Raw genomic sequence first — 25,989 nt, 5'->3', positions numbered from 1 at the left:
GAGCCGACTTGGCGAAGATTAACGACCTTCAGCTGAAACAACTGATCGAAGCCAGCCTGTTTGTGCTGGCCAAGCCCATGACCTTGAAGGCGCTGAGGGAAACCGTGCTGGCCGATTTCAGTGTCTCCCGCGAGCGTATTCGCGCTGCGGTGGATGAATTGACCCTGGATTATCAGGAACGCGGAGTACAACTGGTCAAGGTTGCCGGTGGTTATCGGTTTCAGACCCGCGACAGCCTCAGCCCCTTGCTGCAACCTCTGTGGCAGGAGCAGGCGCCCAAGTACTCCAGGGCAACATTGGAAACCCTGGCGGTTATCGCCTACCGTCAGCCTGTGACCCGCGGCGAAATTGAGCTGGTCAGAGGGGTGGCTGTCGGCAGCCAGATTATCAAGAATTTAACAGACAGACGCTGGATCCGCGTTGTGGGGCACAAAGAGGTGCCGGGAAGGCCTTCGTTATACGCCACCACTACAGAGTTTCTGGCATACTTCGGTCTGGACAGCATAGCGGATCTGCCGCCTCTGTCTGACGCCGAATCATTAGAGGCGGTATTTTCGGGGATGAAAACACCGCCGGAACCCTTAGAAGAGTCAACTTGAATGAGCGAAAAATTGCAGAAAGTCTTGGCCCGTGCAGGCCATGGCTCCCGTCGTGAGATGGAGGCATGGATTGCTGCAGGTCGCGTGAGTATTGACGGAGAAATCGCCAAACTGGGTGATCGCATCGAAGCCGACGCCAAGGTACGTATCGATGGCCGTGCGGTATCGCTGAAATCTGCCGATGATGTGATCTGCCGGGTACTGGCCTACCACAAGCCGGAAGGGGAGATCTGCTCGCGCAAAGATCCCGAAGGCCGGCCCACAGTATTCGATCGTCTGCCCCGCACCCGCGACAGCCGCTGGGTTGCAGTGGGACGTTTGGATATCAACACCTCGGGTTTGTTGCTGTTCACCTCTGATGGTGAACTGGCCAACCGCCTGATGCACCCCTCCAATGAAGTGGAGCGTGAGTACGCCGTGCGTACTTTCGGTGAAGTGCCGGAAGCGGCGCTGCAGCGTCTGCGCAGCGGCGTTATGCTGGAGGATGGCCCGGCCCAGTTTGACCACATCAAGGCCGCCGGTGGCGAAGGCATCAACCAATGGTGGCACGTTACCCTGCGCGAAGGGCGCAACCGTGAAGTGCGTCGTCTGTGGGAATCCCAGGAAGTGCAGGTGAGCCGCCTTATTCGGGTGCGTTACGGCATGATAGAACTGCCCAAGAGCCTGCCTCGTGGCGGCTGGGTCGAACTGCCGCTGGAGCAGGTCAACTACCTGCGCCAATTGGCGGGCATGGATCCGGAAACCCGCTCCATGCTGGGTGCCGACAAACACAGCGTGGCCCGTAACAAGGTGCGCAGTGCCAAGGTGCGCCGCGCAGTGCGTAAACACAAGACAGCGGCGGGTAAGCCCAAGCCAACCCGGCAGCGCAACTGATACTGCCAAGGCTTTCGGCAGTGTGTTACAGCTTGTCGATAGCCTATCTAATCCCATCTAAAGATGTGATTCCAATGCAATGAAAGGTCGCCGCGGCGGCCTTTTTTGTTGCTGTTTTTCTTAGCTTTTTGCCACTGTTTCTCGCCGCTTTTTTGCATAGTTTTTGCGTAGTTTTTGTCGTTGTTTTTGCCATAGCTTTTTACCAAAGTTTTTCGCCATCACTTTTTACCGTAAAAAGTCCACTTACCTTGGCGCAGTTCAGTAATGGTATAAGATAAAGGAACAGCAACTCAGGGAGCCAAGGCATGCAGCTGATCTCACACACAAAAATTTGGGACCAAGGCGAACACAACGCCTTTTGCGATCTATGCCGCTGGCAGGGAGCGCTCTACTGCGTCTTTCGGGAGGGCCAGGCCCATGTGTCTGATGATGGTGCGCTGAGAGTGCTTAAATCCACCGACGATGGCCAAAGCTGGCAAGCCGAGGCGCTTATTCAAAGCGAGCTTGGCGATCTGCGCGACGGCAAACTGCTTGCCCATGCCGGCCGTTTATGGCTTTTTGGCGCAGCCTCCAAACATGGCAAGGCGCCGCTGCAGTCTTTGATGTGGCACTCGCTGGATGGCATCAACTGGTCGGCCCCCGAAAAAGTCGCCGATACCGGATACTGGCTCTGGCGGGTGACCGAAGCTGAAGATGGCCTCTACGGCGTGGGTTATCGCCCAGGCGCCGATGGTGATGTCAGGCTCTATCGCAGTGAGCGCTTGCAAGCATCACAAACTGGTAAACTGCAATTTACGCCCTGGGTGGCCCCCTTGCAAAATGACGGCTATGTCAATGAATCATCACTGCTGTTTCGAGTGTTTCGGGGCGGCGAGCAGACTTGCTCTGCTCAATCCTCTTCAAACACAGAAGCGCTTTGCCTGCTAAGGCGCGATCCTGTGTGGGACGCACAAGAAACCGGCCTGCTCGGCAAGGCCAAGGCACCTTTCAAAACCTGGCACTGGCAGCAGCTCAGTTGCCGTATCGGTGGTCCGGTCGCCTTTTTCTATAACGACCGCCTGCTGGCCGTGGTGCGCCTCTATGACAATAAGGTGCGCACCTCGCTGGTGGAAATCGATAGCACCACAGCCCAGGTCACCGAGCTCTTAACCCTGCCATCCGGCGGCGATACCAGTTACGCCGGTATCGAGCTGGACGACGATGAACTCAAGCTGGTGTACTACTCAAGCCATGAGGGCAAAACCGCCATCTATTTCGCCCGTATCGGGCTCAAAGGTTAAAGTACCAACCAATACCAGTCTGCTCGACACCAGCCAGTGCGACTTAATCAGGTTTAGTAACAGGGAAAATCGCTTTAGATTTCAAAGTCAGTCAATTCTATTGCAAAAATCAGCCAAATCAGGGTTTTGTGGCCTTTGTCAAAAACTTGACCTTTGGCTAATTGTTTTCACATTCAGTACTGGGTATTGTATAACTAATTCAACCGCTTAGCTTTAGCGCTTCCTTAAGCTCAGCGGCTCAAAGTCGGCGGCAGTGGTATTTTTCCGTGCTCAGCGGAATGTAGGGACGAGCAGAGTTTGGAGCCGTGCGGTAGTTATGGGGTTGCCGGGGGCATATAGCCGCAAGATGCTGTTTGGGAAATTTTAAGGTAAGTTTGCGCGTTATTTCTGTAACATTATAAAAAATACCATCAAATTCAAAATGTTAAAAAATGCAGCTGGTAGATAGTAGGTTTAGAAACCGCGCCTGCGCGTTTAGCTGCAAGGGATATTGGACTAAATTGAATTATATCCAGCTAATACAAACAGATAGCAATACGCGTCTACACTCCTCCGAGGACTGAAACGCGCATGCGCCTATACAGCTGTTATGTGTATCAGCAGTCTAGTGCTCTAAATTAGGTCTAATTTTATAGAGAAATTATGAAGTCTTATTGCAATATATTACTACCAATAACATTGGTAGTTTCAACATTCACATATGCCCAACATGTTGTACTAAATGAAGACAACGATGAAAAAGTTTGTGCAAGTGTATATAAAAATCTTCTTAGTGATAAAGAGGCTAACTTTCACTCTGCGATTAAAGCTTCTGGGGGGGATTATGACTTCACGAAGTGGAACAAAGTAAAAGGTCATTATAACCTTACAAATAATTTTTTAAAATATTCAAAATTTGACATTGATAATAACGGTACTCCTGAAGTTGTCCTCGAGGGACTTATAGGCTGTAGCGGAGATAAATCATACTATAGGGTTATAGAAGATAACGAAATAAATAGTGACGGCTCCTTGAATATTACCAAGCAGGATATTTGGTCAAAAGAAGGAATTGGTTGGTGCCATAATTCCACTTACAGACATTACGGTATTCAAGCAGCCTTTCATTTAAATTCGTTTAAATTAAATAGCACAACATATTTAACCCTCGAATCTTGGGTTTTTGGACAAAAAGAGCATTTGAGCGAGAGCTTCATCATTGCAAAGTATACTGGTGAAATGATAGTAACTCCAGAGGCGAAACAGTTTGAGTCACCTAACGATAAACTTCAATTGGTTTGTAAGTTTTCATACGCTGAGAATCCTTAATAAATCTACACATAACAAGTCGTTAAAGTAGGACAAATAACAGTTGGCTTTTGCTCCTGCGTCGCTTATTTTAGCCAACATATTATTTGCCTCTTAACGAGGCGCTGGAGGATCCCCTCATAATTCGAGCAAGGAATACAGGACAGCAAGGAAAAAAATACGACAGAATACAGGACAGCCATATCTTTTTGATGTTTCGCCCAGGCTTGACTAGGCTTTGAAATACCCATCAAAGCTAGAATACAGGACAGCCATATCTTTTTGATGTTTCGCCCAGGCTTGACTAGGCTTTGAAATACCCATCAAAGCTCAGTCGAGGTTGGCCATGACCACAGCCCGTCGTCAGTTGATAGATGCTGAAAGTACACCCTTTTACCACGTGATTAACCGTTGCGTGAGAAGGGCATTTTTGTGCCAGGAAAACAGGACAGCCATATCTTTTTGATGTTTCGCCCAGGCTTGACTAGGCTTTGAAATACCCATCAAAGCTCAGTCGAGGTTGGTTATGACCACTGCCCGTCGCCAGTTGATAGATGCTGAAAGTACGCCCTTTTACCACGTGATTAACCGTTGCGTGAGAAGGGCATTTTTGTGTGGTGAAAAGAAATACAGGACAGCCATATCTTTTTGATGTTTCGCCCTCAAATACAGGACAGCCAAATCTTTTTGATGTTTCACACAGCCTTGACTAGGCTTTGAAATAATCATCAAAGCTCAGTCGAGGTTGGTTATGACCACACCCCGTCGCCCACGAAAAGATAGGACAGCCATACCTTTTTGATGTTTCGCCCAGCCTTGACTAGGCTTTGAAATACCCATCAAAGCTCAGTCGAGGTTGGTTATGACTACAGCCCGCCGTCAGTTGATAGACGCTGAAAGTACGCCCTTTTACCACGTGATTAACCGTTGCGTTAGAAGGGCATTTTTGTGTGGTGAAGATGCACAGTCGGGGCGCAGTTACGAGCATAGACGTGGCTGGATAGTGGATAGAATCAGGCAGTTGTCGTCAATATTCTGCATCGACGTTTGCGCTTATGCGGTCATGAATAATCACTACCATTTGGTGCTCAAAATCGACCTTGCTACGCAACAATCGTTGTCGCCATTTGAAGTCATTGAGCGTTGGACATTGCTCTTTAGCGGCAATCCTGTGGCGGCAAAGTTCCTTAAGGGCGATAGTCTCTCAGACGGTGAACGAATACAGTTGGATACGCTGATTAGCGATTGGCAGGAACGCCTTGGCAGTATCAGTTGGTTTATGCGCTGTTTAAACGAAGATATCGCCCGCAAGGCCAATCGAGAAGATGGCTGCAAGGGCGTATTCTGGGAAGGGCGCTTTAAGTCGCAGGCGCTGCTCGATGAACAGGCGCTGCTGGCCTGCATGATGTATGTGGATTTAAATCCCATTCGCGCCGGTATTGCAGATTCGCTGCAAACTTCGGATTACACATCCATTCAGGAGCGCATAGAAGAAGTTGCTGAGCCTGCAACCGCCAACACTTCACTTAAGCCACTGCTGCAATTTGATGGTGCAGCCACTGCCACCGAACAAAGCGGCATTCCGTTTCACTTTGCCGACTATCTGGAGCTGATTGATTGGACAGGCCGGGCGGTGCGGGAAGACAAGCGTGGCTTTATTGCCTGTTCCAGGCCCAAACTATTGCTTGAGCTTGGTATCAGTGACGATGCCTGGATAACTTCCGCCAAGGAGTTTCGCCGTCAGTACAGTGGCATGAGTGGCCGATGGGATGCGATGTGTGCCATGAAGGCCAAATATGGTGGTAAATGGTGCCGGGGTAAGCAACAAAGCCAAGCAATACACCCCTATTAACCTTAAACCGTTGGTGATTTTGCAGCAACAGGCTTAAGCCTGCCGTTGGCCTGCCTGGCAATCGCAGTTTTTGTATGAAGCACGCAGATTACTCATCTCAGAGAGTCTCATTTCCATAAAACTGTCGTTATTTATCAGATACTGCCCCCTGCAGTGTACTTCCTTGCTGCTCAGAAAGTGTTTAGGGGGTCCTGCATATTTGGCTGCATGTTTGTTGGAAAGTGTTTAGGATGTCCTGTATATTGCTTGTATATTGCTTGTATATTGCTGGGCCCAAAGGGGAAGTGCTTTATAAATGCAGTGATAGAAGGGGAGACTCAAGACTTACTTGAGTATATCTTGGCCTCGGTATTGTATCCTTTCCTTTTCAAAGGCTCCATTCAAGCCTAAATAACTGTTCCAAACAGTAGAATACTGCACCGATATCGTCTCCAAATGGTAACTTGACGCAGTTAGAACACCAAGCCTGATGAGCTGGGCTTCAGGAGCGCATATCCGGAAACTCTTGCGCCACAAGGGTTCAGCAAGATGTAGCAAAAATAGGATCAGTTATTTAGACAAGGAGCCAATAATCTACCAAGAATTATGGGTATCTTCATTTTGCGTCCTTTTCATTTTACGCCCAAATTATACTCAGAATCGATTGATGGAGAAAATAGTGATAAAACAAAAACATGTGGGCTCGTTGACAGTCATACTTGGATTATGGTTACTGGTAGTAGGGCAAGTATTGGCGTTGTCTCCCGAAGAGAAAGCGACAGCAATTATCCAAGCTTCGCCTGCAGCACAAAATATTCAAAGAGGTTTTAAGTCTGAATATGGCTCGCTATATTTTTTTGTTGAAGGACTCACAGGGAAAATCGGCCCGCTACCTTCGGAGCAGCATGAAAGACGTAATGACGCCTTTATTCCTGCAATAATAGGAAGTAATGAAATTTTTGGTGGAACTGGCTCGCTGTCCCGTATTGCTGTGCTTCTTGATCAACAAGGAAAAGCTATAAATGTTGTCGTTGAGGGTAACACCAAATTAACAACTGAATTTATAAAGGCTGTTGCCAACACTCGGTATATGCTTCTGTGGGGAGTGCAGTTTTTAGACGGTACGCTTGATTTAAGTCAGTTTGGTAATCTAGAGAGACTTGCAATTATAGCTGTAGACACGACAAAACATATAGTTCTACCAGAAGCTGGAAATTTAGCTAAGTTAAGGATTGATCAAGCTAATCTGGAGAGTGTTTTGAATGTTGAAAAGCAAACTCGTCTTAATGTGTTAATTAGCTCCGTAGTAAATTTTGATGGATTCGATATTGTTGACGGAAGTCAGTCTCTAAAGTACTTGTCAATAGATTTGTCAGGATCTGAACTTGATATCGGTTCCTTAATGAATTTGGAGAGCGCTAGGTTAACTATGCCGGAATACAAAAATATCTCCACTATTAATAAGTTGGAACATTTGCGTGAGCTAAGTATACGTAGAATGAATGATCCGAAAGTTAAAGACGTGATTCTGCCTAAGAACTTAGAAGAAATTTGGATGTTTAACATAAAAAAAGGTAGTTTTCCTAAAATCAGTCACCTCCCTAAATTAAAAAGTGTTTCTTTTCGTTCTGTTGAAGATAATATATTGGAAAATATGGATAATCTACCAAACCTGAAAGAATTATTTGGCGCAGGTATTGAGCTACCTACATTAGATGGTATTGAAAAACTACCCAGCCTTGTCACTGTGAACTTAAATAATAATGAGACTATTGATATTTCGTCAGTAGCATCACTGTCTAAATTAGAAGGCTTATTTGTTAGTGAAAACGTTCTGGATGATGTCAATGTGATTGCTGAGATGCCCTGGCTAAAAGACATCGATGTTTCATATAATCGCTTACGGGCTCTACCTAAATTGAAGTTAGAAAGCAAGCTTAAGAGCATCGATTTTTCTGACAATCCTATTGAAGCCATTTCTCCAGAGGTATTAGCGTCTTACTCTTCTGTGCGAAAAAGTGCTTACAATACTCCTTTTTATAAGAGCCTAACCCACGAGCAAAGACGAGCATTCTAAGTTTAGGAGTTAGTGATGAAACGCAATCATCCAATAATGAGGACGTGTGTGATTATATGTGTGGTATGTAATCTACCACCGTTGCTTTATCGGATGGGGTCAATAGCTTGCTTGATTATGTATTTATTATTGGTTTGACCACAATGCTACACATTATTATCGTTGGCATTTTGAGGAAAGGTAATTAACAATAAAAAACTGCCTTCGGCGGTTTTTATTACTTGACTTGACATGGTAAGTGCTTTATCTCAGTTCATTTATTGGAGAATGAATGAGTAAACATTGAGGTCATGTCTATTGCTCAATTGTTGAATACTGACTTATTTGCGCCAGCAGAACCGAGTGAGCAAGAATTTCACCTGTGTAGAATATGGAATCACCCGAGATTTCGTATCCTCAATTATACTCAGAATCGATTGATGGAGAACAAATAGTGATAAAACAAAAACATGTGGGCTCGTTGACAGCCATACTTGGATTATGGTTACTGGTGGTAGGGCAAGTATTGGCGTTGTCTCCCGAAGAGAAAGCGGCAGCGATTATCCAAGCTTCGCCCGTAGTGCAAAAGATAAAGCAAAATTTTAAACCTGAATATGGAAAACTAAGTTTCTTTGTCAATGGCCTAACAGGAGAGCTCGGGGATCTTCCATCAGAGCGCCGTGAAAGGCAAAATGATCATCTGGTTCCTTCAATCGAAGGAAGAAATGAACATTTTGGAGGCTCGGGCTCGCTATCTCGCATTGCCGTGCTTTTAGACCAACATGGCAAAGCAGTAAACGTTGTATCAGAGAAAAACACAACTATACCTCCAGAGTTTTTATCAGCTATTGTGGATGCTCGTTATGTTCATTTAAGACGGTCAATGTTTATTAATGATAAAATGGATTTAAGCCAGTTTTATCAATTGGAACGACTCAGCATTTCAGCAGTAGATAATGTTAGACATATTATTCTACCTCAATCTGGGTGCCTTAATAAATTATTGATTAGTGGTGAGGAGATACGCCTTATTAGTAACTTAGAAAAACAAGTAAATCTCGATGTGTTGATTAGTTATGTGGTTAACTCGAGTAGTTTTAACGGTATCAATAAAATAAAGTCGCTAAAGTTCTTATCCATAGATTTGTCATCTTTAAACATTGATGTAGGTTCTTTGAAAAATTTGGAGAAGCTTAGGTTAAAAAGTCCAGGTTACAAGAACATTGCCACTGTACACAATTTAGATAAGTTGTGTGAATTGAATATTGATGGAATGAAGGACTCAAGATTTAATGGTTTAGCACTTCCTAAAAATTTAGAAAAGATTTCGATCTATGACGTAAAAAAAGGTAGCCTACCGAAAATTAGTAATCTGCCTAAGTTAACAGACCTTTCTTTTCTCCATATCGAAGATAATATACTGGAAAATATGGCTAACTTACCAAGTCTGAAAGAATTATTTGGCTCAGACGTTGATCTACCTACATTAGATGGTATTGATAAATTACCCAGTCTTGTAAAAGTAAACTTAACGAATAATGGGACTGTTGATATTTCGTCAGTAGTATCACTGCCTAATTTAGAAGGCTTATTTGTTCGTGAAAACGACTTGGATGATATCAGTGTGATTGCTGAGATGCCCTGGCTAAAAGCAGTCGATGTTTCATTCAATCGTTTAATGACTTTGCCAAAATTGAAGCCTGGGAATAACCTTAGGAGAATTGATTTTTCTGATAACCCTATTGAAGCTATTTCTCCAGAAGTATTAGCGTCTTATTCTTCTGTGCGAAAAAGAGCTTACAATACTCCTTTTTATCAGAGCCTAACCCACGAGCAAAGACGAGCATTCTAAGTTTAGGAGTTAGTGATGAAACGCAATCACCCAATAATGAGGGCGTGTGTGATTATATGTGTGGTATGTAATCTACAGCCACTGCTTTAGTAGGGCACAGGAACAATATAGCCAGGAACAATGGAAACACCCGATATAAGCCGGGTGAGGGCGTTAGTTGCCAATGTTACAGAACGGCAGAGGTTTCCACTTGAGGAAGATCATCTTTCAACTCCAGTGAAGGTTTCTCGGCTATTGAAGTGGGTACAAAGTCGAGTTCCCAAGCACAATGAAGATCGAATAGGGTTCGATGGGTGAGGGAGAGCATGGAGCCTTGGGAATTCAGCTAAATAGCTTCTGGCAATGGGTAGCCCCTTGCCTTCATCGATGTTGGAGGTGGTTGTAACTCTGGTTTTATAGAGCATTGTCATAGCTGCAAGGGGACCAAGAAGCCCTGATATAGGTGAAGTCGCACCCCATTGTCGGTGGGAATATTAAACGGTTCAAAAGGACAGGTCGTCCTGCTGGCTGCCGTGTGGCCACCTTGTTATTGCGGATGATGCGCCCGCTATCATCAATCAGTTGCGAAGAGTCCTTGATACCTAACAAACCATTGAAACCTAGGCAAGGAGTCAACAATTTGTCGAAAACTATGGGTCTGGATTTTGTTTATTGTCTTGGTTTTGTTTTTGGGTTTTGTTACTGTCCCGGCTCATTGTTGAGCCACTAGAATCCGTGGACTACTGAAATTGCATTCGCCAGATATTTAAGGGAATAGAAATGAGCGTTTCGATGTATCGCAATATGATTTGGTTGGTCGTAGAAAGCCGCGACCTAGATGGAATAGTTGAACATCTGAAGGGGGAAGCGGATATCAAGTCCATCGGTGATTTGGGGTCTGCAGACGATCTGAAGTTTATCTGGAAAACTTCACACCTGGTTGTCGCGGATCTTGATGGGCTTATCTACCTTGGCGGTTGGGGCTTGCCGTTCCGGCAGTATGGCCGCAGGGACAGTATGGAGATGCTGGATGAATGCCTACGCAACCTTTCAGAATTCGCCGCTAGGTTAAGCCAGAAATTTGGGAAAACCTATGGCTTTGGCGACCATCAGGGCGGTATATACAATTTTTGGTTTATGGCGGAAGACGGTCAGGTAACAAGAAAATACGCCGTGTATCATGATGGGCTGCATGAATATGACCAAAGCCACATTTCGGCGGGTGAACCTACAGAGGCTGAGGTTCAAGCGGCCAAGCGTTGCCATATTAACGGTTTGTCTATAGGGGGAGGTTATCCTGATGACGCGAACGTTCGGGAAATCGCCACCAACTGGGTTCTTGATCCCCAGCAGTTTTCGCAACGCCTGATCAGAGCCAAGCTGATTGAGTGGAGCCTGAGAAAACCCGGGACATAAGAACGGGAAATACAGCTGAAAGGGGGCTGAGCGATTTACTTTTGCCGGTTAAGTGTCCAGAACTACTATAATTTGGTTGTCAACGCTATTGGAACATGAATGCCGGCAATGAGAGATGATTTTTTATTTCGTTCATAGTAATGATTTTAAAGAAAAACTGAAAAGACCACTTGTGTAAATTCGAAATAATTCCAAAGAGAAGGTAGATGAACCCATACAACGAGCAGTATTATATTCTTTCCCTGAACCACGATGAGGAAACCCTATACCTTAGCCCAGAAATGCGTTCTGCCATGAGACATTATGAGTTCACGAAATTAACGGCCGGTGATCCTATGTTTTTTAAAAATGGCTATCGGGATGAGGACCTTGCAAAAGGGGTTAAGCGACCAATTAAAAAAGCGCATATGGCAATTAACTACCCTATTATTGATGACGAGATCAAACGGGAGCTTGGTGAGGTAGACAATGAGTTTTTTCAGTTATACCCAGCTGTGATTGTCGACGACGAGCAAAATTATCATGAAGGCTTTTGGGTATTCAATATTTTTGAGTATATGGATGTTTTGAACCCTGAAGAGTGCTTGATTAACAACTACAAGCCAGGTGAAGACGAGTATGCAATAAAACGATACTCTCTCTGCAAGCAAAAGATGCAAACTATACCCGAAAATGAACGTTTGGTATTTATGCCTGAATACTCTGACTTTCCTCATGTCATGGTTCACGAGAAGATTGTTAAGGTTTTTAAAAAACTCAAGGTCGATACACTTAACTTTGTCAAAGTTTCCGACTGTGTAAACCTCCCCTAAAGTAATTTGTCTCCGTTATATGCACTACAACCTACACCGGCCCCAGCATCAGAAGAGTGAAAGTTGAAAGACTGACTTACTTCTTGATTTTGCCGGGGCTTGTTGTTTGCTGACTCGCGATGAGCGGCATCACTCCTGCTTTGACTGGGGGCTGTTTTGCGGCTGCCTGGCACTATTCCACTCCTGCCAGGCCGCCTTGGGGCCCATCATAAGCGCAATAAGCACTAGTCCACCGGGTATCAGGACGGCTTTCAGTATCGGCCCCAAGATATACGAATAGAAGCAGATAAAGGGGATGTATAAGACATAGCCTACTGCGAGTGTTAGAATCTTAACGACTGATTTCATGTGATTTACCTTGGTATAAATAAAATTGAGCGCGCTCATTATATTTATTGAGCACGCTCAATTACAAGTAAAAGGTTCACTTTTGACTGCAGATATGACCCCTAAAAAACGCCAAACCCGCGAGCGCATCTGCCAATGCGCATGGGAGCTGTTTATCGAGCAAGGTTTTGAAGCGACATCGACCCGCGATATTGCCAAAGCAGCAGGGATTGCCAATGGCACCTTGTTTAGCCACTTCAGCAATAAAGAAGAGTTGTTGAAGGCGTTGATGTTGGAGCTTATCGCCGGGGTTATCAGCGAGGCGCAGAGCAACGATGACTTTGAGCAGCCTAAGTTGAAGATGCAGCATTATGCCAGGCATTTATACGGATTCTATTTGCAGCATGTGGAGTTCAGTAAAACCTTGCTGCAAGGCTTAATCTGGCAAGGAGCTTTCTTTGATGAGCAGATCCGCCAGTTCAAAGAGCTGCTGTTTACCGGTGCGCCTCAGTATGATGCAGTGAGGGCAACCATTATGATGGATTGCTATTTTATGACCTTGGTTGAAGGGTTGAATGCGCCGAATCCCGATGCAGATACCATGGTGAAGCGTCTTAGTGCCAAACTGGCGTTGCTGTGAGGTCACATCGCCAAAAGGCGAGGAAAATAAGTTAATTAAGAGCCGGCACTGGGGCACAAAGCTTAGTGCCGGGTCTAGTTATTTGAGCCTCAAGACTTAAGTTTCAAGGCTCAAGCTTCAATCCTGAAAACTTAATTCCGGGTTCGCTTTAGGGAAGGTGCGAACAAGTCCCATGTGTGCTCTGCGTCGGCTTACGGGCCTGGATGCAAGGCGTGGTTCGCAGCAAATGGCCCTAGTCCTTTGCAAGAAGCACAACACAGCAGGCAGGCCTGTAAGCCACGCCCTTCGGGGCTTTCACAGCAACCGGCTCTCAGCGTTATCCGACTTCGACAGGCCCCGGCATGCCTTCAGTCAGATGCCTTGAACGCCAATTGCTGTGCAAGCCAGAGTGCCACGAGGACTTATTCGCACCTTCCTTAGATAATCCAGCGCGCCACAAACCGCGGCTACCTGGGCGGCATTGCACTGTTCATCGCTTGCCTGCGGGCTGTCCGGGTAGACTTCTGTGGTGCAGGTGTATGGGGCATTGGTAACCGAGGCACATAGACCAAGCTGCTTGAGCGGATAACGGATAACGCCGTGGTCGACCACAGGAGAGCCGATGATATTGCCGTCTTTGTCGGCCGGAGCGATATGGGTCACTTTGGCGACCGCTTCGATAATGGCTCGTTGGAATTCAGGTTGCGGCATGGCTTCATCATCTACCACATAAAAACCGTCCGGGATCTCGCCGGGAGCTATGATTTTGCCATCGCGGGCCGCCAGCGCCGGGCGAAACTCGGTTTCATCCGTGTCTGTGGTTTCATGCAGATCGATATGAGCCAGGAAAGGGGCGCCGTGGCTAGCAACCAGAGCCATCAATGCGGCAGACTCTTCCGCCGGGCTGGGTTCAAAGAAGGAACGATTGGGATCGATAGCCAAAGGATTCCAACGGTTGATGACTTCGTATCCCCAAGGGCTGACACAGGGGACGACCAGGAGATTGAAATCCGCTTGATAACGTTCGGCTTCCTGCTCAAGAAACTGCAGCGCACCTTGAACGCCACTGGTTTCATAACCGTGGATCCCGCCAGTGACCAATACCCAGGGCTTATCTGCCTGTGGCGATTTACTCTGCAGGGCGAGCAGGGGATAACGTTCCGGGTCATAACTTAAGGCGCCGTACCGGCGGCATTCAAAAGCTGTCTTGAGGGAATCGATTTTGTCGAGTACCTGTTCACGGTAGCTGCGTTTGATGATTTGGGTGGCGCGCCAGGCGGATTTTTCGGCCTCTCCCCAGGGAGTACCTGGAGTGCCTATAGGGTATTCTTGACTCATGGATTGCCTCCTTATTTCTTTTATAAAACGTGTATGAATGGCGTATGAATAGCAAAACGCAGCCCATTGGACTGCGTTTATTCTTGAGGAAAATGTTACTGGGCGTTAAAGGCCTGACCGTTTTCCTGCAGGCTGTCGTCGCCCATCAGATATAGATAAACGGGCATTATCTGCTCTGGCGTCTTGAGATCCAGAGGGTTCTCTGCCGGATAAGCCTTGGCGCGCATGCCGGTGCGGGTTGCTCCCGGATTGATACTGTTGGCGCGCACCTGGGTGCCTTCACATTCATGAGCCAGCACCTGCATCATGCCTTCGGTAGCAAACTTGGAGAAGGCATATGGGCCCCAGTAAGCGCGGCCCTTACGGCCAACACTGCTGGAGGTAAAAATAATTGAGGCGTGCTCGGCCTTGCGCATCACAGGCAACAGTGCCTTGGTCATCATCACTTCCGCCACCACATTGACCTTGAGCAGATCTTCCAGTGACTGAATATCAATATGTTCAAATGGCCCCAAAGCGCCCAACAGGCTGGCATTATGCAGCAGGCCATCGAGCTTGCCGAATTGCTGCTCTATGGTTTCGGCCATGTCGCGGTAGTTTTGTTCGCTGGCGCCCTTGAGATCCAGAGGCACAATCGCTGGAGTCGGGCCACCGGCGGCTTCAATTTCATCGTAAACGGCTTCCAGCTTCTTGACCGTTTTGCCCAGCAGGATCACTGTGGCGCCATGGGCGGCATAGGTCTTGGCTGCGGTTTTGCCAATGCCGTCGCCGGCACCGGTTACCAGAATAGTTTTGCCCTTGAGAAGATCTTTTGCTGCTTGATATTCCAACATGGGGAGTTGTTTCCTCTTCGCGCTAAAGCCCGCCAATACTCGACTCACTACAGCGGTATACATCTGTTTAAAACAAATGACTGTTCATTGTTACTTTTCGTTGCGTGCAACTGTGACAAAAATGTAGCTAACTCAATATTTTTACGTTAACTTGAGACGAGCTGAGGACTGATTTCAGCTCCTCTGGTCACAGTGTCTGGGGTATTGTGACCAATTTCTTGGGGAAAACAAAATTATTACAACAAGATTTGGGGAAAAAAGATGAAAAGACTCATTTTGGGTGTTGCAATCGCATCTGCACTTGGACTGACAGCATGTGGTGAAGACAGCTATAACGAACTTAAGGATAAGACAGAGCCGCTCATCCCTGAGTCCCATTTGGTGTTTGATCCTGCCAAAGCTGAAGTTCCCTTGCCAAACGACCTACTGCTCAACGGCACCACAGACGGTACCTTGAATATTCCCGGAGAAGCCTCCGGTGACTATACCAATCCGCAGCTGGCGCTGGGCGCGCTGGATGGCTGGTCAACCACGCAACCGATAACCATAGATATTGAACCTTCCAAAGATAACAGCGGCAATACCCTGAGCCTGCTGGCATCTTCCGTGGCCCAGCCTGGAGCGGTGAGAATGTTTGAAGCCGTCAGCGGCGGCCCGCTTTCTTCCAAAGCCGAGTGCCAGGCCAAGCCTTCGGTTTCTGCCTGTGAAGTGGGTGAAGAGCTGGTTTGGGGGGAAGACTTTATCACTCAAGCGTCCGGCAACAAGATTGTCATTGTTCCACTGAAACCACTTAAGCCAGCTCAGTCTTATATCTATGCCACCACTAAACTCATCATGGATTCGGCCGAGCGCCCGATAGCGCCTTCCTATACCTATGGCCTGTTGAAACTGGATATCGACACAGCGCCGCTGGAAACCGCCGATCAATTGATGCTGCAAACTCTGGTAAACAGTTATGAGAAGGGCATGGCGGCGGCTCATGGCGTCGACAAGGAAAGCATTACCTATTCAGGCCTGTTTACCACCCAGTCGGTGGCCGATGTTTATGAAACCACCAAGCTGCTGATGCTGCAACCCGGCTCACCCTATGCGCCCAAGTGGTTGCAAACTCCGACTCCAGCCGGCTATACAGTGGCGATGGCAGCTGGGCTTACCCCTGCTGACGGCATAGCCTATGTATTGGCGGATTTGGCCGATGTCTACACTGCGGCCATTGAAGTACCGGTTTACGGCACTTGTTCATCGGCAAGCTGTGACGGCATTAACGGCTATTGGCAGGCCCAGGGCGACAGCCCGGTATCTGTGTTGCTGGCGCTGCAGGCCGGTACTCTGAGCCAGGAGAACTTTGCCGCCCAGGCGATGGCTTACAACATAGATCCCGCCGCTGCACTGGCCAATCCTTCCTTGTTGGCCGGCAAAGCGTGGAAACTGGATGATGACAGTGCGGCCGATGCCACCAAGCACCTGACCCGCTTTAATCCCATTCCGGCGATTCGCAACTACGAAACTGTGCCTGTGCTGATCTCCATGCCCAACGCCACTAAGCTGGCGGCATTTTATGCCAGCCAGGGCTTGCCTTTCACGCCACCAACCAGTGGCTGGCCTACCACGATAGCGCTGCATGGTCTGGGTGGCGGCAAAGAGATGTCGCTGGCCTATGCCGGTAGTTATGCCGCAGCCGGTGTGGCTACAGTGGCCATAGATATGCCGCTGCACGGTGCCCGTTCATTTGATGCCAATGGTGACGGCATCTATGAAGTGTCGGCCTCAGGTGCTGCCTATGGTAATGTTGTCGGCAAGCCGGATGCCTTCCAAAACGGCAATCCGCTGGTATTTGTCAACATAGAAAGCACGCTGTCGGTACGGGATAACTTCCGTCAGGCGACCATGGATCATCTGGCGCTTAGAGCCGCGATAACAGGTATGTCGGCGCAACTGGCCGAAATGGGCGCGCCTCAGGTGTTTGATAATAACCAGATAACTGCTCAGGGGCTTAGCCTTGGCGCCATTGTCGGCACCAACTTCGCGACCTATGCCAGCACAGGTTTGAAAGACCCTGCATCCGGCACAGCCTTGCCCAACTACTATGGCATCAAGGGCGCATCTTTGGTGGCGCCGAGCGGCGGCCTGGCGGGTTCTTTCGCCGGTTCAGCCACCTTTGCACCTCTGTTGTTTGCCAATGTGACGGCTTCCGATACCTTCAAGGCCTTGGTGGACGTGGCCAATAAACAAGGATATCAGCCGGGTTCGGCCGAATATGAGGCACTGGTTCAGGAGGTATACGCCGAATTTATCCCTACCTTCGCCTTTGCGGTGCAGACCGGGATAGAGTCAGCCGATCCTATCAACCAGACTGCCATGCTCAAGGCCACGGGTTTGCCGGTTCATCTGGTGGAAATCGTCGGTGATGGTGCAGGTAACAAGGGCGATCAGGTTCTGCCTGGTACTGTCGCGGGCTTCCCGCTGTCCGGCACTGAGCCTTTGATTGCGACTCTGGGGCTTAACTGCGTCGATCAGACCAGTGCTGGTGGCGGCGCTGTGCGCTTTGCCAAGGGGCATCACAGCTCACTCATTGACCCATCCGAAGTTCTGGGCGTGACCGATGGCATGGCGGCTCAGGCGACAGCAGAAATGCAGTCTCAGGTGTCTATTTTTGCCTCTTCTGCCGGTAAAGATGGTGCCAGCATTTTGGTGACCGACTCGTCCGTTCTGCAAAGCTGCGGTGGCTAAGCGGTTACTCATATGTTTTTTGTAACAAACCCGGCGAAATGCCGGGTTTTTTTATCTATGCAAGGGCTGCTAGAATAGCGCGATTTTGTGTGCTTTCTCGCGGTGAAAGGAACCCTGTAGTGGAATTTTTATACGAGTACGGATTATTTCTGGCCAAGGCGATCACTTTGGTGGTGGCAGTGGGTGCCATAGTGGTAATTGTGGTGGCATCGGCGGTAAAACAAAAGAGTGACAGGGGCGAGCTGAAACTGACGCATCTCAGCGATGAGCTTAGATCGCTCAAGCATCACCTCAAGGCAGAGCTTTTGGGCAAAAAGGCGTTCAAGGCCTATGAGAAACAGCTCAAGGCCGAGCAAAAGGCCCACGACAAGGCGCTTGATGCCGGGGAAGCAAAAGATCCCAAGGTGTATGTCGTCGAGTTCAAAGGTGGCATAGAAGCGGCCGAAGTGGCGTCACTGCGGGAAGAGATCAGCGCCATTCTGGCAATCGCCGAGGAAGGTGATGAGGTAGTCGCCAGCGTTGAGAGTGGTGGCGGCATGGTTCATGGTTATGGCCTGGCGGCCAGCCAACTGGACAGGATCCGCAATGCCGGGCTGCCGCTGACCATATGTGTCGATAAGGTGGCTGCCAGTGGCGGTTATATGATGGCCTGCGTCGCCGACCGCATTATTGCCGCGCCGTTTGCTATCATAGGCTCCATAGGTGTTGTTGCCCAATTGCCGAACTTTAACAAGCTGCTGAAGAAGCATGACATTGATTATGAGCAGCATACCGCCGGTGATTTCAAGCGCACCCTGACGCTGTTCGGTGAGAACACAGATGAGGGTAGAGCCAAGTTCCAACAGGAACTGGAAGAAACCCATCAGCTGTTCAAAGACTTTGTCGGGCGTTATCGGCCGCAACTGGAGCTGGACAAGGTGGCAACCGGTGAACATTGGTATGGTCAGCAAGCCATAGAGCTGGGGCTCATAGATGAAGTCGGCACCAGTGATGATCTCTTGCTGAAGTTGGCCGCGGATCGCACTGTGATCAAGGTAAAATATCAGCTGCGCAAGAAACTGGCCGACAAGTTGGCCCACAGCGCTTCTTTGATGCTCAACGCCTGCTACAACAAGTTGGCCGAGAAGAATCGGCCAATGTAACTCCTGCTGTTTAATCCATTCGCTAATCTAACCCCGGCACGCCGGGGCTTTTTATGTCACTATTCTTCCGGCAAAACCGTGCCGGCGTTATCGTCACTCAAGTCGCTGCCAAAACCATTCAGCCACAGGATTACTTTGGCCGAATGCATTCCTAATGTGTTTAAGACCTTGGCTGATTCTGCCTCCGGATGAGTTTGAGAAAACGACCGCAAGCGCAGACCAATTCGAGCGGCTAATTGACGCTATTTTGCATAAAACACCGACATTAATGCTTTTAAAATTCATAAACAGAGGCATTTAGGCCTTTTTATGCAGTACGCCTTTAATTCTCTGGCTGGATACGTTAAAACAGCCTTGGGGGATTAACAAAAAGATAACAATAACTATGCAGATCAAATACCGAGCCAACATGATGGTTGGGGATCAGGCGTACCCGGCTTTTGAACTGGCCAACCTTATTCGTTTTATTCAGTCACAATTGGGAGCCGAGGCTGCCGAAGAGATATGCCTGCACATAGGCACAGGTATCAATGAACTCAAGGAGTGCCAATTGGTGCGGGTCTGGCAGCTCAGCGCCACCATAGCGTTTCTCATGCAGCGTAGTCGACGTGAGGATATCAGCCTGCTGGCTGGTCTCAATACCCGGGTAACCGACTTGGGCTTTCTGTTGCCTTTGCTTGGGGATTGCCGGGATCTCGGTGAATGCCTGGATTTTGTGCTCAACCATCCCAAGTGGGTGGGCAGTTTTGCCGATCTGTTGCTGCTGGAAGATGAGCGGGAAATCCGCCTGCGCTGGCTCAATACCGGCCGGGCCGAGTCGTTAATCTATCGCGGCGAATTTCTTCACAGCATAGGTGCGCTGCTGAGTTTGGCGCGGGAGTTAACCGGTCAAGAGGTCAGCTTTAACTGTATCTGTGTTACCGGCACTTTGATGCCGTCTGAGGGATTGGCAAAACTGACCAAACAGCTGGAGTTTCAGAGTGACTTCAATGAATGGCGCCTCGATAAATCCTACCTGGCGCTGGCTGTGGATCTGAGTCATTTTTCCGATCACAGCCAAAACTGTCAGCAGCAGAGCTCGCTGATTGAAAAGATTATTGCCGAGCTGGATGGCGACTTTCCCGCTGTACCGCCATTGGAAACCATGGCACTCAGGTTACACATGAGCAGTCGCAGCCTGAGGCGCAAGCTGGCGGCCCTCGGCAGCAGCTATCAACGCCTGGTGGATCAGCAAAGGTGTCAAAGAGCGGTGAGCTGGATCCTTGAGGGCCGGCTATCGGTGAGTGAGATTGCCGAGCGTTTGGGATACAGCGACAGTTGTCATTTTCGCCAGAGCTTCAAGCATTGGCTCGGCTATCCACCAGGCTATTTCAGCCGCTTGGGGCAGGAAGACTAAAAAGGCCCGGGTCGTCAAACCCGGGCCTTTTGCTTATTGCGGTAAGCGTTTTTCAGTCTGCTTGGCTCCAGCTTCAGTTGGAGCAGCTGGCTGCCGGTAAACGTTTAATCCATTCGCTTATCAGCGCGACTCCTTCATCGTGGCTGAGGCTACGGCCAATTTCGGGCATTCTGTCGCCCGGCTCATTGCTCTGCATCCGGAAATGCATGATGGACTCGGCCGGATTACCCGGTACCACATCGTAGCCCAGGGTGCCGCCGCCATAGGCGACAGGCGATTTACAGGTGCCGTGGCTGAAGCCGTTGTCTTCATCATAGCTGCGCTGGTATTCCAGTTTCAGCCCGGTATTGGAGGCATTGCCTTCGGGTCTGTGGCAGTGGGCGCAGTTGATATCCAGGTAACCCTTGGCAGTTTGCATCAGCTCGCTGTCACTGAGCTGAGTCAAAGTGGCTTCATCACCATCCACATAGGCTGGTACCTTGTCGACGCTGGTAAGAGTTGGCAGGCCGCTGAGAATACCCGCGCTTTGCCAATGAAGCAGTTGGTTGGCGCTGCCATCCTGGTAGGGGTAGTCACGGTTCAGATGGCGGGCCTTGGGACCAATCGGCATAAACACCGCCTGACTGGCGCTGTCGGCCTTGAACTGATGACACTGCTTGCACTGATTCATTGACGGGACAACGTAGTCAAAGTTCAGGGTTTGCCCCTTGTGCACCACGCTCTTGCCTTGAATGGCACCGGCCTTGGCCAAAGTGGCATCTGTTTGCTCGGCATTCCAGACATAGGGCAGGGCGGTCCAGCCCGACTCTCTGTGGATCAACAACCGGGTTTCAATCAGAGTTTCATTGTCCACGCCTCTGGTTGCGGTATCGGCAGGCAGGGCAAATGTTTTCACCAGTACTGTGCCTACCGGGAAGTCAAAGGCCTCATTGCTGCTGTAGTTGGCTTGTTTCCCTTCCGGCACAAACACATAGCGATACTTACTGGCATAGTCGGTAAACAGCGGCGTGTTGAGATCGTAAGGGATCCCGCCACTGTTTGGCATGGCCGCCGGCATAGAGGCGTCGGCAAACAGGCGGTATTGTGCCAGGCTGCTGCAATTGGCACCCGTCAGAGCATCCCAGTTCACACCAGAGCCTTGAGCGCTGCACAGCGACAGGTCGCCATCGCCTTCAAGGCCGCCTTCACCTTCTCCTATAGTACCGCCACCGCCGACCAGAACGCCGCCGTCACAACCTTCGGTATCATCATCCACGCCGCAGCCGAAGATCTGTTCACCGAAAGTGACGGTATGCACAGGTAGGCTGACCAAAGAGCATTGCAACAGTTGCTGCTGCTTGGCTTCATACATGACATCGGGAATGCTGACATCGGTATTGCTGTTGCCGTAGAGCTGGCCAATGCTGACATCTCCATTGTTGCTGGCACAGACATTTTCACTGCCGTCAGGGTTGAAGGGGAGTTCACCAAAGCCGAGATAGGCGCCGGTACCATTGTTGGCGAGCAGTTCACCCAGGCCATCGTAGAGGATCCCCGGGAAGCGGCCATGGCTGTAGATGTAGGCCTTGATGATATCCTCGATAAGATAACCGTTGGGCTTGGTGGCAAAACCGCTTATCTGGTTGTCATGGATATAGATGTTGCGCGGTGTGGCGCGCCAGCCATCTTCAATGGCCTGACCCGGCTGGGCATAGCTGGCGGCAAAGGCGGAGACATCCGGCTCGGCGATAAAGAAGCTGGAGACAGTGACCGCCAGGGTATCGTGGTTGCTGATCTGGTTGTTGAACACTTCCACATCGTTGGTGGAGAGTATGATCACCCCGGTGCCGGGAGGAACAATATGCACTCCGGCCGGGTTGGCAGAGGCGTTGGCGAAGTTGTGGGTATTGTTGTCATAAACCTTGTTGTTGAATACCCGTACGCTGGAGCCGTACTTGTGGTTGCCTATGGGAAGGTCGAACACCAGAATACCACCGGTATTGCCCATGGCCTCATTGTCATAGACATCGGCAAAGCGCGAGTTTTCCACTTCGATACCGGCGACGTTTTCCTTGGCGATATTGCGCCTGACGACTATGTACTCAGACTGGCCCACATAGATACCGGCATCGGCGCTGCCGCGGACATAACTGTCTTCAATCAAAATATTCTCGCATTCCACCGGGTAAAGGCCGTAGGCGCCATTGCCTTGATCCAGCTCACCTTCCCACACTGCGGAGACATTGCGCAGTATGATGCCATTGGTATTTTTCAGCTTGATGCCGTTGTTTTTGGCTTCATAGACCGAAAGATCCTTGATGGTGATATTGAGGGCGTTTTGCACAAAGATACCGTCACCGGCGTTGGCATTGGCAAAGTCGAGAATGGTTTCATCGCGGCCATGGCCCATGACAGTGACATTGCTGGCATAGCTGCCGTCACCGTCGACATCGCCGTCAAACAACAAGGTGGCATCTATCTCAAATCGGCCCTTTGGCAACACGATTACAGCGCCACTCTGGGCGTTGATCAGAGCTTCCTGAATTCGGGTTGTCAAATTGTCTCCGGCTTCAACCATGATGGCGCCTTCGGGGAAGGGGCTGGTTACCGGCGGTGGCGTCACGACCGGCGGTTCAGTGGTTTGAGACGTATTGTCGTCATCCGAGCAGGCAATGAGTCCCACGGTTAACCCGGCTGCCAGCAACGCCAAAGTCAGGGGGTTTTTCTTGTTGAACATAATCTCTCCTGATTATTGTTATTATTCCGTTAACAAGATCCCGATTCATTTCCCGACTGACAATGTGAAATCCGGCCAAATTAGCGCCAAATAATGCAAGTAGCGGCAAATAACAGATTGAGATGTTATCGCCATATGTAAACACTATTTTAACAACAGTTTGTTTTTCATCATTTATTCTGGATTTAGTTCGCCGGCAGTGATAAAACCTCATGCGTCAGAATCAAAAGGAGTTGGCATGAGTAAGGATGAACAAGAATACAGCCTTTCCGGTGATCCCATTTTCAGATACACGGATGGTGAAAAGGAATGGCAATCGCCTATGGGTGAAGAGTGTATCGTCCAGATAAGCGAACATATTGAGCGCCATATTGGTGAAGTCACCTGGGTCTTTCATGAAGTTATCTCGGATACTGTGCATATTGATGTGCATTATGTGGCACCGACAGACGAGCGACCTTTCCATACTCTGGTGACTTCCGGCATGAGTGACTTGCCTATGAGTACCCCCAAAGAGGCGGATATTCCCAGGTTTATGGAGCTGATGATCACCTTGCCGGCGCATTGGCAGATAAGTCAGGAAGCCTTCAGCGATGAAAAGTGGTATTGGCCTGTAAGGCAGCTTAAGTTTTTGGCGCGCTTTCCGCATAAATACGACAGCTGGCTGGGCTGGGGACACACAATACCCAATGGTGATCCTGCCGAACCCTTTGCCGAAAATACCCGTCAAAACGGCATGATAGTTCTGCCGTCACTGCTGGTTGATGAGGGGTTCCACACCCTGGAGATTGACCAGGACAAGTGCATCAATTTTTATAGCCTGGTGCCGCTTTATGAAGAAGAGATGATGTTGAAACTGGAGCAGGGCAGCGATGCCTTGTTGGATCTGTTCGACAAGTATCAGGTGAGCGATCTGGTGGACGTTGCCAGAATCAATGTGGTCACAGGGCGGAAATAACCGAGCACCGGGGACTCACTCATAGCACACTCATAATAACAAGGTAAAAAGCCGGACTGAGCTGCATTGTGCAGGCTAGCCCGGCTTTTTTGAGTCTTAACGCTTGTAACTGATGTGCTGATGGAATCTCAACACCAGTTCACGGCGCTCCGGATCCAAGCCTATGGCTTCGGCAAAGTCTTTCAAGGCTGCTTCCACCTGGTTCATGTAGCGGCCATAACCTGGCTCTGTGTAGTCCTCTTTACCGGCAACCAGCAAAAAGTGCACCGATTCTACCAGGTTGCGCCCATCCCAATGGCTGACAAACTGAGTGTCGGTTGCCGCAGGATCAAAGCCTATCATCTGGGCTTCGGCAGTACTTTCCACCTTCTCGAACTTACTGTTGCGAACCAAAGGCATCAGGCCGTTGGCCACCATGGCGATGCGGTGCAATTGCTTGCCGGCCGCCGCGCTGCGGAACTTGTCCTCAAGGAACTGGTACAGCGGGCTGAAGTCTTCGGTATGCTCTTCTTCCAGCACGCTCTGCTTCAGGCGGCGGCTCAGCGGCAGGCTGACGGTGACATAGGCCAATGAACTGTGATCTTCCGGCAGTTTGCACTTGCGCGACTTGTAGCGCTGATAAATATCCCTGAGCTTGTAGCCATAGGTCTTTTTCTCCCCCTTGGCACGGGCGAAGAGATCGTAGGCCATGTGCTGGTGATCGCGGACTTTGACCCTTAATTCCTGCTCCGGCAGGTTGTCCAACACTCCATTCAATACGGCATTGACCCGGCTGTGGAAATTGGCGGCGTTGGCGCGAATTTCCTTACCTGTGGCCAAAAACAGCAGTCTTAACTTGCGGGCCTTGTAGTCCGGCTGGAAGAAAAGGTTCTGGGCTTCATGGTAGGCCGGGTTGTAAAAGAACAGGATCTGTTCGGCGGTTTGGAAGCAGTAGGCCTCGGTGTGAAAACGCACCACAGGCAGTTTGTCATTGGCGATCACATGAATGTTGTGCAGATCTTCCTTTTCTGCCAACTGGAATACCAACTTGCTGATCTCGCGGTAGCAGTTTTCGTAACTGGCATAGTGGCTGAGCAGCGCATCTGTCATCAGTATTTCAGCCATGATGTACTGGCTGGTACGGGTGGCCAGGGGAATATAGACTTTTTGCTGGGACATACGCTTTCCTTGTTTTATGTTTTCAGGCCGGTATGGGCATACTAGCCGGGTTGCACTGCAATCTTATTGCGACAAAACAACTTTCAATCCGATCGGGTATGGACTTATCGCGCCCGCCCTAGTGTAATCTATGGTTATGATTTATTAAACATTAATAAACTTTAGCCAACCTTAAGGCAACAAACTGAATAACAAGGAGTCGTTAATCTTGATTACCGAAAGCCCCAGATTAATTTTGAGACAGTTCCGTGATGGTGATCAGCAGGCCTTGTTTGCCATGAACAGTACTCCCGAAGTGCTGAGGTATATCCCCGGCGAGCCATTGAAGGATATTGAAGAGGCCGGTCAGGTGCTTGAAAAGGTCATTTTTGCCGACTACCGCAAGTATGGCTATGGTCGCTGGGCAGTTGAGCATAAGGCCGATGGCAAGGTGATAGGTTTTTGCGGCCCCAAGTTCCTGCCGGAGTTCGGCAAGGTTGAGTTGGGATACCGATATCTGCCTGAATACTGGGGCCAGGGACTGGGTTATGAAGCCGCCAGCCATGCATTGCCAGAAATAAAAGCGATTTGCGCCGTGAATGAGTTGATAGCCCTGATCATGGATGGCAACCTGGGCTCGGAAGCGATAGCCCTCAAGTTGGGAATGCTGCCGCAGGAAGAAAGTGAACTGATGGGGCACAAGGTGAGGGTATTCAGCCGCAGCCTTTAGTCGTTTTTAGCTATGTCGTCCTGCGGCTATTATGTCCGGCTGCTATTATGTCCGGCTGCTATTATGTCCGGCTGCTAT

Annotated in this window: 20 protein-coding genes; 15 read left to right on the top strand and 5 right to left on the bottom strand. The window is 49.2% G+C overall.

Annotation, left to right across the window (positions count from 1 at the left end):
- Positions 1 to 8 precede the first annotated feature (8 nt).
- The 9 genes from scpB (at position 9) to HCX89_RS01135 (ending at position 11,985) form a co-directional block, all read left to right on the top strand.
- The gene (gene scpB, locus HCX89_RS01175; RefSeq protein WP_025010666.1) at positions 9 to 599 is read left to right on the top strand and encodes an SMC-Scp complex subunit ScpB; all 591 of its coding nucleotides are present in this window, start codon (positions 9 to 11) and stop codon (positions 597 to 599) included.
- Positions 600 to 1,472 carry a 23S rRNA pseudouridine(2605) synthase RluB gene (rluB, locus tag HCX89_RS01170; protein ID WP_167714776.1) on the top strand — a complete coding sequence of 291 codons (873 nt, stop codon included), beginning with the start codon at positions 600 to 602 and terminating at the stop codon, positions 1,470 to 1,472.
- A gap of 305 nt (positions 1,473 to 1,777) precedes the next feature.
- Positions 1,778 to 2,752 carry a sialidase family protein gene (locus HCX89_RS01165; protein WP_167714773.1) on the top strand — a complete coding sequence of 325 codons (975 nt, stop codon included), beginning with the start codon at positions 1,778 to 1,780 and terminating at the stop codon, positions 2,750 to 2,752.
- A 642-nt stretch (positions 2,753 to 3,394) separates the two neighbouring features.
- Positions 3,395 to 4,060, top strand: a complete 666-nt coding sequence (locus HCX89_RS01160; protein WP_167714771.1) for a hypothetical protein — start codon at positions 3,395 to 3,397, stop codon at positions 4,058 to 4,060.
- An 841-nt stretch (positions 4,061 to 4,901) separates the two neighbouring features.
- A complete protein-coding gene (locus HCX89_RS01155) occupies positions 4,902 to 5,891 on the top strand; it encodes a transposase (protein ID WP_167714769.1) in 990 nt (329 codons plus the stop codon).
- A gap of 658 nt (positions 5,892 to 6,549) precedes the next feature.
- Positions 6,550 to 7,947, top strand: coding sequence for a leucine-rich repeat domain-containing protein (locus HCX89_RS01150; protein WP_167714767.1), 1,398 nt, complete (start codon positions 6,550 to 6,552; stop codon positions 7,945 to 7,947).
- Positions 7,948 to 8,380: 433 nt separating this feature from the next.
- On the top strand, positions 8,381 to 9,778 hold the full coding sequence (locus tag HCX89_RS01145) for a leucine-rich repeat domain-containing protein (protein ID WP_167714765.1): 1,398 nt from the start codon (positions 8,381 to 8,383) through the stop codon (positions 9,776 to 9,778).
- Between the two features lie 759 nt (positions 9,779 to 10,537).
- Positions 10,538 to 11,173: a hypothetical protein gene (locus tag HCX89_RS01140; protein WP_167714763.1), complete on the top strand. Its 636-nt coding sequence runs from the start codon at positions 10,538 to 10,540 to the stop codon at positions 11,171 to 11,173.
- A 206-nt stretch (positions 11,174 to 11,379) separates the two neighbouring features.
- Positions 11,380 to 11,985: a hypothetical protein gene (locus tag HCX89_RS01135; RefSeq protein WP_167714761.1), complete on the top strand. Its 606-nt coding sequence runs from the start codon at positions 11,380 to 11,382 to the stop codon at positions 11,983 to 11,985.
- Between the two features lie 129 nt (positions 11,986 to 12,114).
- Here the strand turns inward: HCX89_RS01135 and HCX89_RS22790 are convergent, their stop codons facing one another.
- Entirely contained in the window at positions 12,115 to 12,333 is a 219-nt protein-coding gene (locus HCX89_RS22790) for a hypothetical protein (protein WP_025886786.1), read from the bottom strand.
- Between the two features lie 82 nt (positions 12,334 to 12,415).
- On the opposite strand from HCX89_RS22790, the gene HCX89_RS01130 reads away from it, so the two are divergent.
- The gene (locus HCX89_RS01130) at positions 12,416 to 12,952 is read left to right on the top strand and encodes a TetR/AcrR family transcriptional regulator (protein WP_254428336.1); all 537 of its coding nucleotides are present in this window, start codon (positions 12,416 to 12,418) and stop codon (positions 12,950 to 12,952) included.
- A gap of 351 nt (positions 12,953 to 13,303) precedes the next feature.
- Here HCX89_RS01130 and HCX89_RS01125 read toward each other — a convergent pair whose 3' ends face one another.
- A complete protein-coding gene (locus HCX89_RS01125) occupies positions 13,304 to 14,269 on the bottom strand; it encodes a M14 family metallocarboxypeptidase (protein WP_144128571.1) in 966 nt (321 codons plus the stop codon).
- Positions 14,270 to 14,364: 95 nt separating this feature from the next.
- Entirely contained in the window at positions 14,365 to 15,102 is a 738-nt protein-coding gene (locus HCX89_RS01120; RefSeq protein ID WP_039033424.1) for a YciK family oxidoreductase, read from the bottom strand.
- Positions 15,103 to 15,363: 261 nt separating this feature from the next.
- Here HCX89_RS01120 and HCX89_RS01115 point away from each other — a divergent pair, with 261 nt between their 5' ends.
- The 3 genes from HCX89_RS01115 to HCX89_RS01105 all read left to right on the top strand — a co-directional run bounded on the left by HCX89_RS01115 (position 15,364) and on the right by HCX89_RS01105 (position 20,370).
- Positions 15,364 to 17,832 (top strand): VolA/Pla-1 family phospholipase, encoded by a 2,469-nt coding sequence (locus HCX89_RS01115; protein WP_167714759.1) that lies wholly within the window; start codon positions 15,364 to 15,366, stop codon positions 17,830 to 17,832.
- A gap of 119 nt (positions 17,833 to 17,951) precedes the next feature.
- The gene (sohB, locus tag HCX89_RS01110) at positions 17,952 to 18,974 is read left to right on the top strand and encodes a protease SohB (protein WP_028781231.1); all 1,023 of its coding nucleotides are present in this window, start codon (positions 17,952 to 17,954) and stop codon (positions 18,972 to 18,974) included.
- Positions 18,975 to 19,359: 385 nt separating this feature from the next.
- Positions 19,360 to 20,370, top strand: a complete 1,011-nt coding sequence (locus tag HCX89_RS01105; protein WP_037475515.1) for an AraC family transcriptional regulator — start codon at positions 19,360 to 19,362, stop codon at positions 20,368 to 20,370.
- A 73-nt stretch (positions 20,371 to 20,443) separates the two neighbouring features.
- Here the strand turns inward: HCX89_RS01105 and HCX89_RS01100 are convergent, their stop codons facing one another.
- Entirely contained in the window at positions 20,444 to 23,086 is a 2,643-nt protein-coding gene (locus HCX89_RS01100) for an SO2930 family diheme c-type cytochrome (protein WP_167714757.1), read from the bottom strand.
- A 238-nt stretch (positions 23,087 to 23,324) separates the two neighbouring features.
- On the opposite strand from HCX89_RS01100, the gene HCX89_RS01095 reads away from it, so the two are divergent.
- On the top strand, positions 23,325 to 24,044 hold the full coding sequence (locus HCX89_RS01095; RefSeq protein ID WP_167714755.1) for a suppressor of fused domain protein: 720 nt from the start codon (positions 23,325 to 23,327) through the stop codon (positions 24,042 to 24,044).
- 96 nt (positions 24,045 to 24,140) lie between these two features.
- Here the strand turns inward: HCX89_RS01095 and HCX89_RS01090 are convergent, their stop codons facing one another.
- Positions 24,141 to 25,202, bottom strand: coding sequence for a DUF3083 family protein (locus HCX89_RS01090; RefSeq protein WP_025010450.1), 1,062 nt, complete (start codon positions 25,200 to 25,202; stop codon positions 24,141 to 24,143).
- 208 nt (positions 25,203 to 25,410) lie between these two features.
- Between HCX89_RS01090 and HCX89_RS01085 the strand changes: the two genes are divergently transcribed.
- Positions 25,411 to 25,911, top strand: coding sequence for a GNAT family N-acetyltransferase (locus tag HCX89_RS01085; protein WP_167714753.1), 501 nt, complete (start codon positions 25,411 to 25,413; stop codon positions 25,909 to 25,911).
- Positions 25,912 to 25,989: the final 78 nt, after the last annotated feature.

Source organism: Shewanella sp. Iso12 (assembly GCF_012030025.1).
Lineage (GTDB): Bacteria > Pseudomonadota > Gammaproteobacteria > Enterobacterales > Shewanellaceae > Shewanella > Shewanella algae.
This window is presented reverse-complemented; position numbering and strand designations above follow the sequence as displayed.

Excerpts from the sequence above, each read along its gene's own strand:
- HCX89_RS01160 (WP_167714771.1), top strand. The coding sequence starts at position 3,395 with ATGAAGTCTTATTGCAATATATTACTACCAATAACATTGGTAGTTTCA.
- HCX89_RS01100 (WP_167714757.1), bottom strand. The coding sequence starts at position 23,086 with ATGTTCAACAAGAAAAACCCCCTGACTTTGGCGTTGCTGGCAGCCGGG.
- HCX89_RS01165 (WP_167714773.1), top strand. The coding sequence starts at position 1,778 with ATGCAGCTGATCTCACACACAAAAATTTGGGACCAAGGCGAACACAAC.
- HCX89_RS01095 (WP_167714755.1), top strand. The coding sequence starts at position 23,325 with ATGAGTAAGGATGAACAAGAATACAGCCTTTCCGGTGATCCCATTTTC.
- HCX89_RS01105 (WP_037475515.1), top strand. The coding sequence starts at position 19,360 with ATGCAGATCAAATACCGAGCCAACATGATGGTTGGGGATCAGGCGTAC.
- HCX89_RS01155 (WP_167714769.1), top strand. The coding sequence starts at position 4,902 with ATGACTACAGCCCGCCGTCAGTTGATAGACGCTGAAAGTACGCCCTTT.
- HCX89_RS22790 (WP_025886786.1), bottom strand. The coding sequence starts at position 12,333 with ATGAAATCAGTCGTTAAGATTCTAACACTCGCAGTAGGCTATGTCTTA.
- rluB (WP_167714776.1), top strand. The coding sequence starts at position 600 with ATGAGCGAAAAATTGCAGAAAGTCTTGGCCCGTGCAGGCCATGGCTCC.
- HCX89_RS01140 (WP_167714763.1), top strand. The coding sequence starts at position 10,538 with ATGAGCGTTTCGATGTATCGCAATATGATTTGGTTGGTCGTAGAAAGC.
- HCX89_RS01115 (WP_167714759.1), top strand. The coding sequence starts at position 15,364 with ATGAAAAGACTCATTTTGGGTGTTGCAATCGCATCTGCACTTGGACTG.
- HCX89_RS01125 (WP_144128571.1), bottom strand. The coding sequence starts at position 14,269 with ATGAGTCAAGAATACCCTATAGGCACTCCAGGTACTCCCTGGGGAGAG.
- HCX89_RS01135 (WP_167714761.1), top strand. The coding sequence starts at position 11,380 with ATGAACCCATACAACGAGCAGTATTATATTCTTTCCCTGAACCACGAT.
- HCX89_RS01120 (WP_039033424.1), bottom strand. The coding sequence starts at position 15,102 with ATGTTGGAATATCAAGCAGCAAAAGATCTTCTCAAGGGCAAAACTATT.
- HCX89_RS01090 (WP_025010450.1), bottom strand. The coding sequence starts at position 25,202 with ATGTCCCAGCAAAAAGTCTATATTCCCCTGGCCACCCGTACCAGCCAG.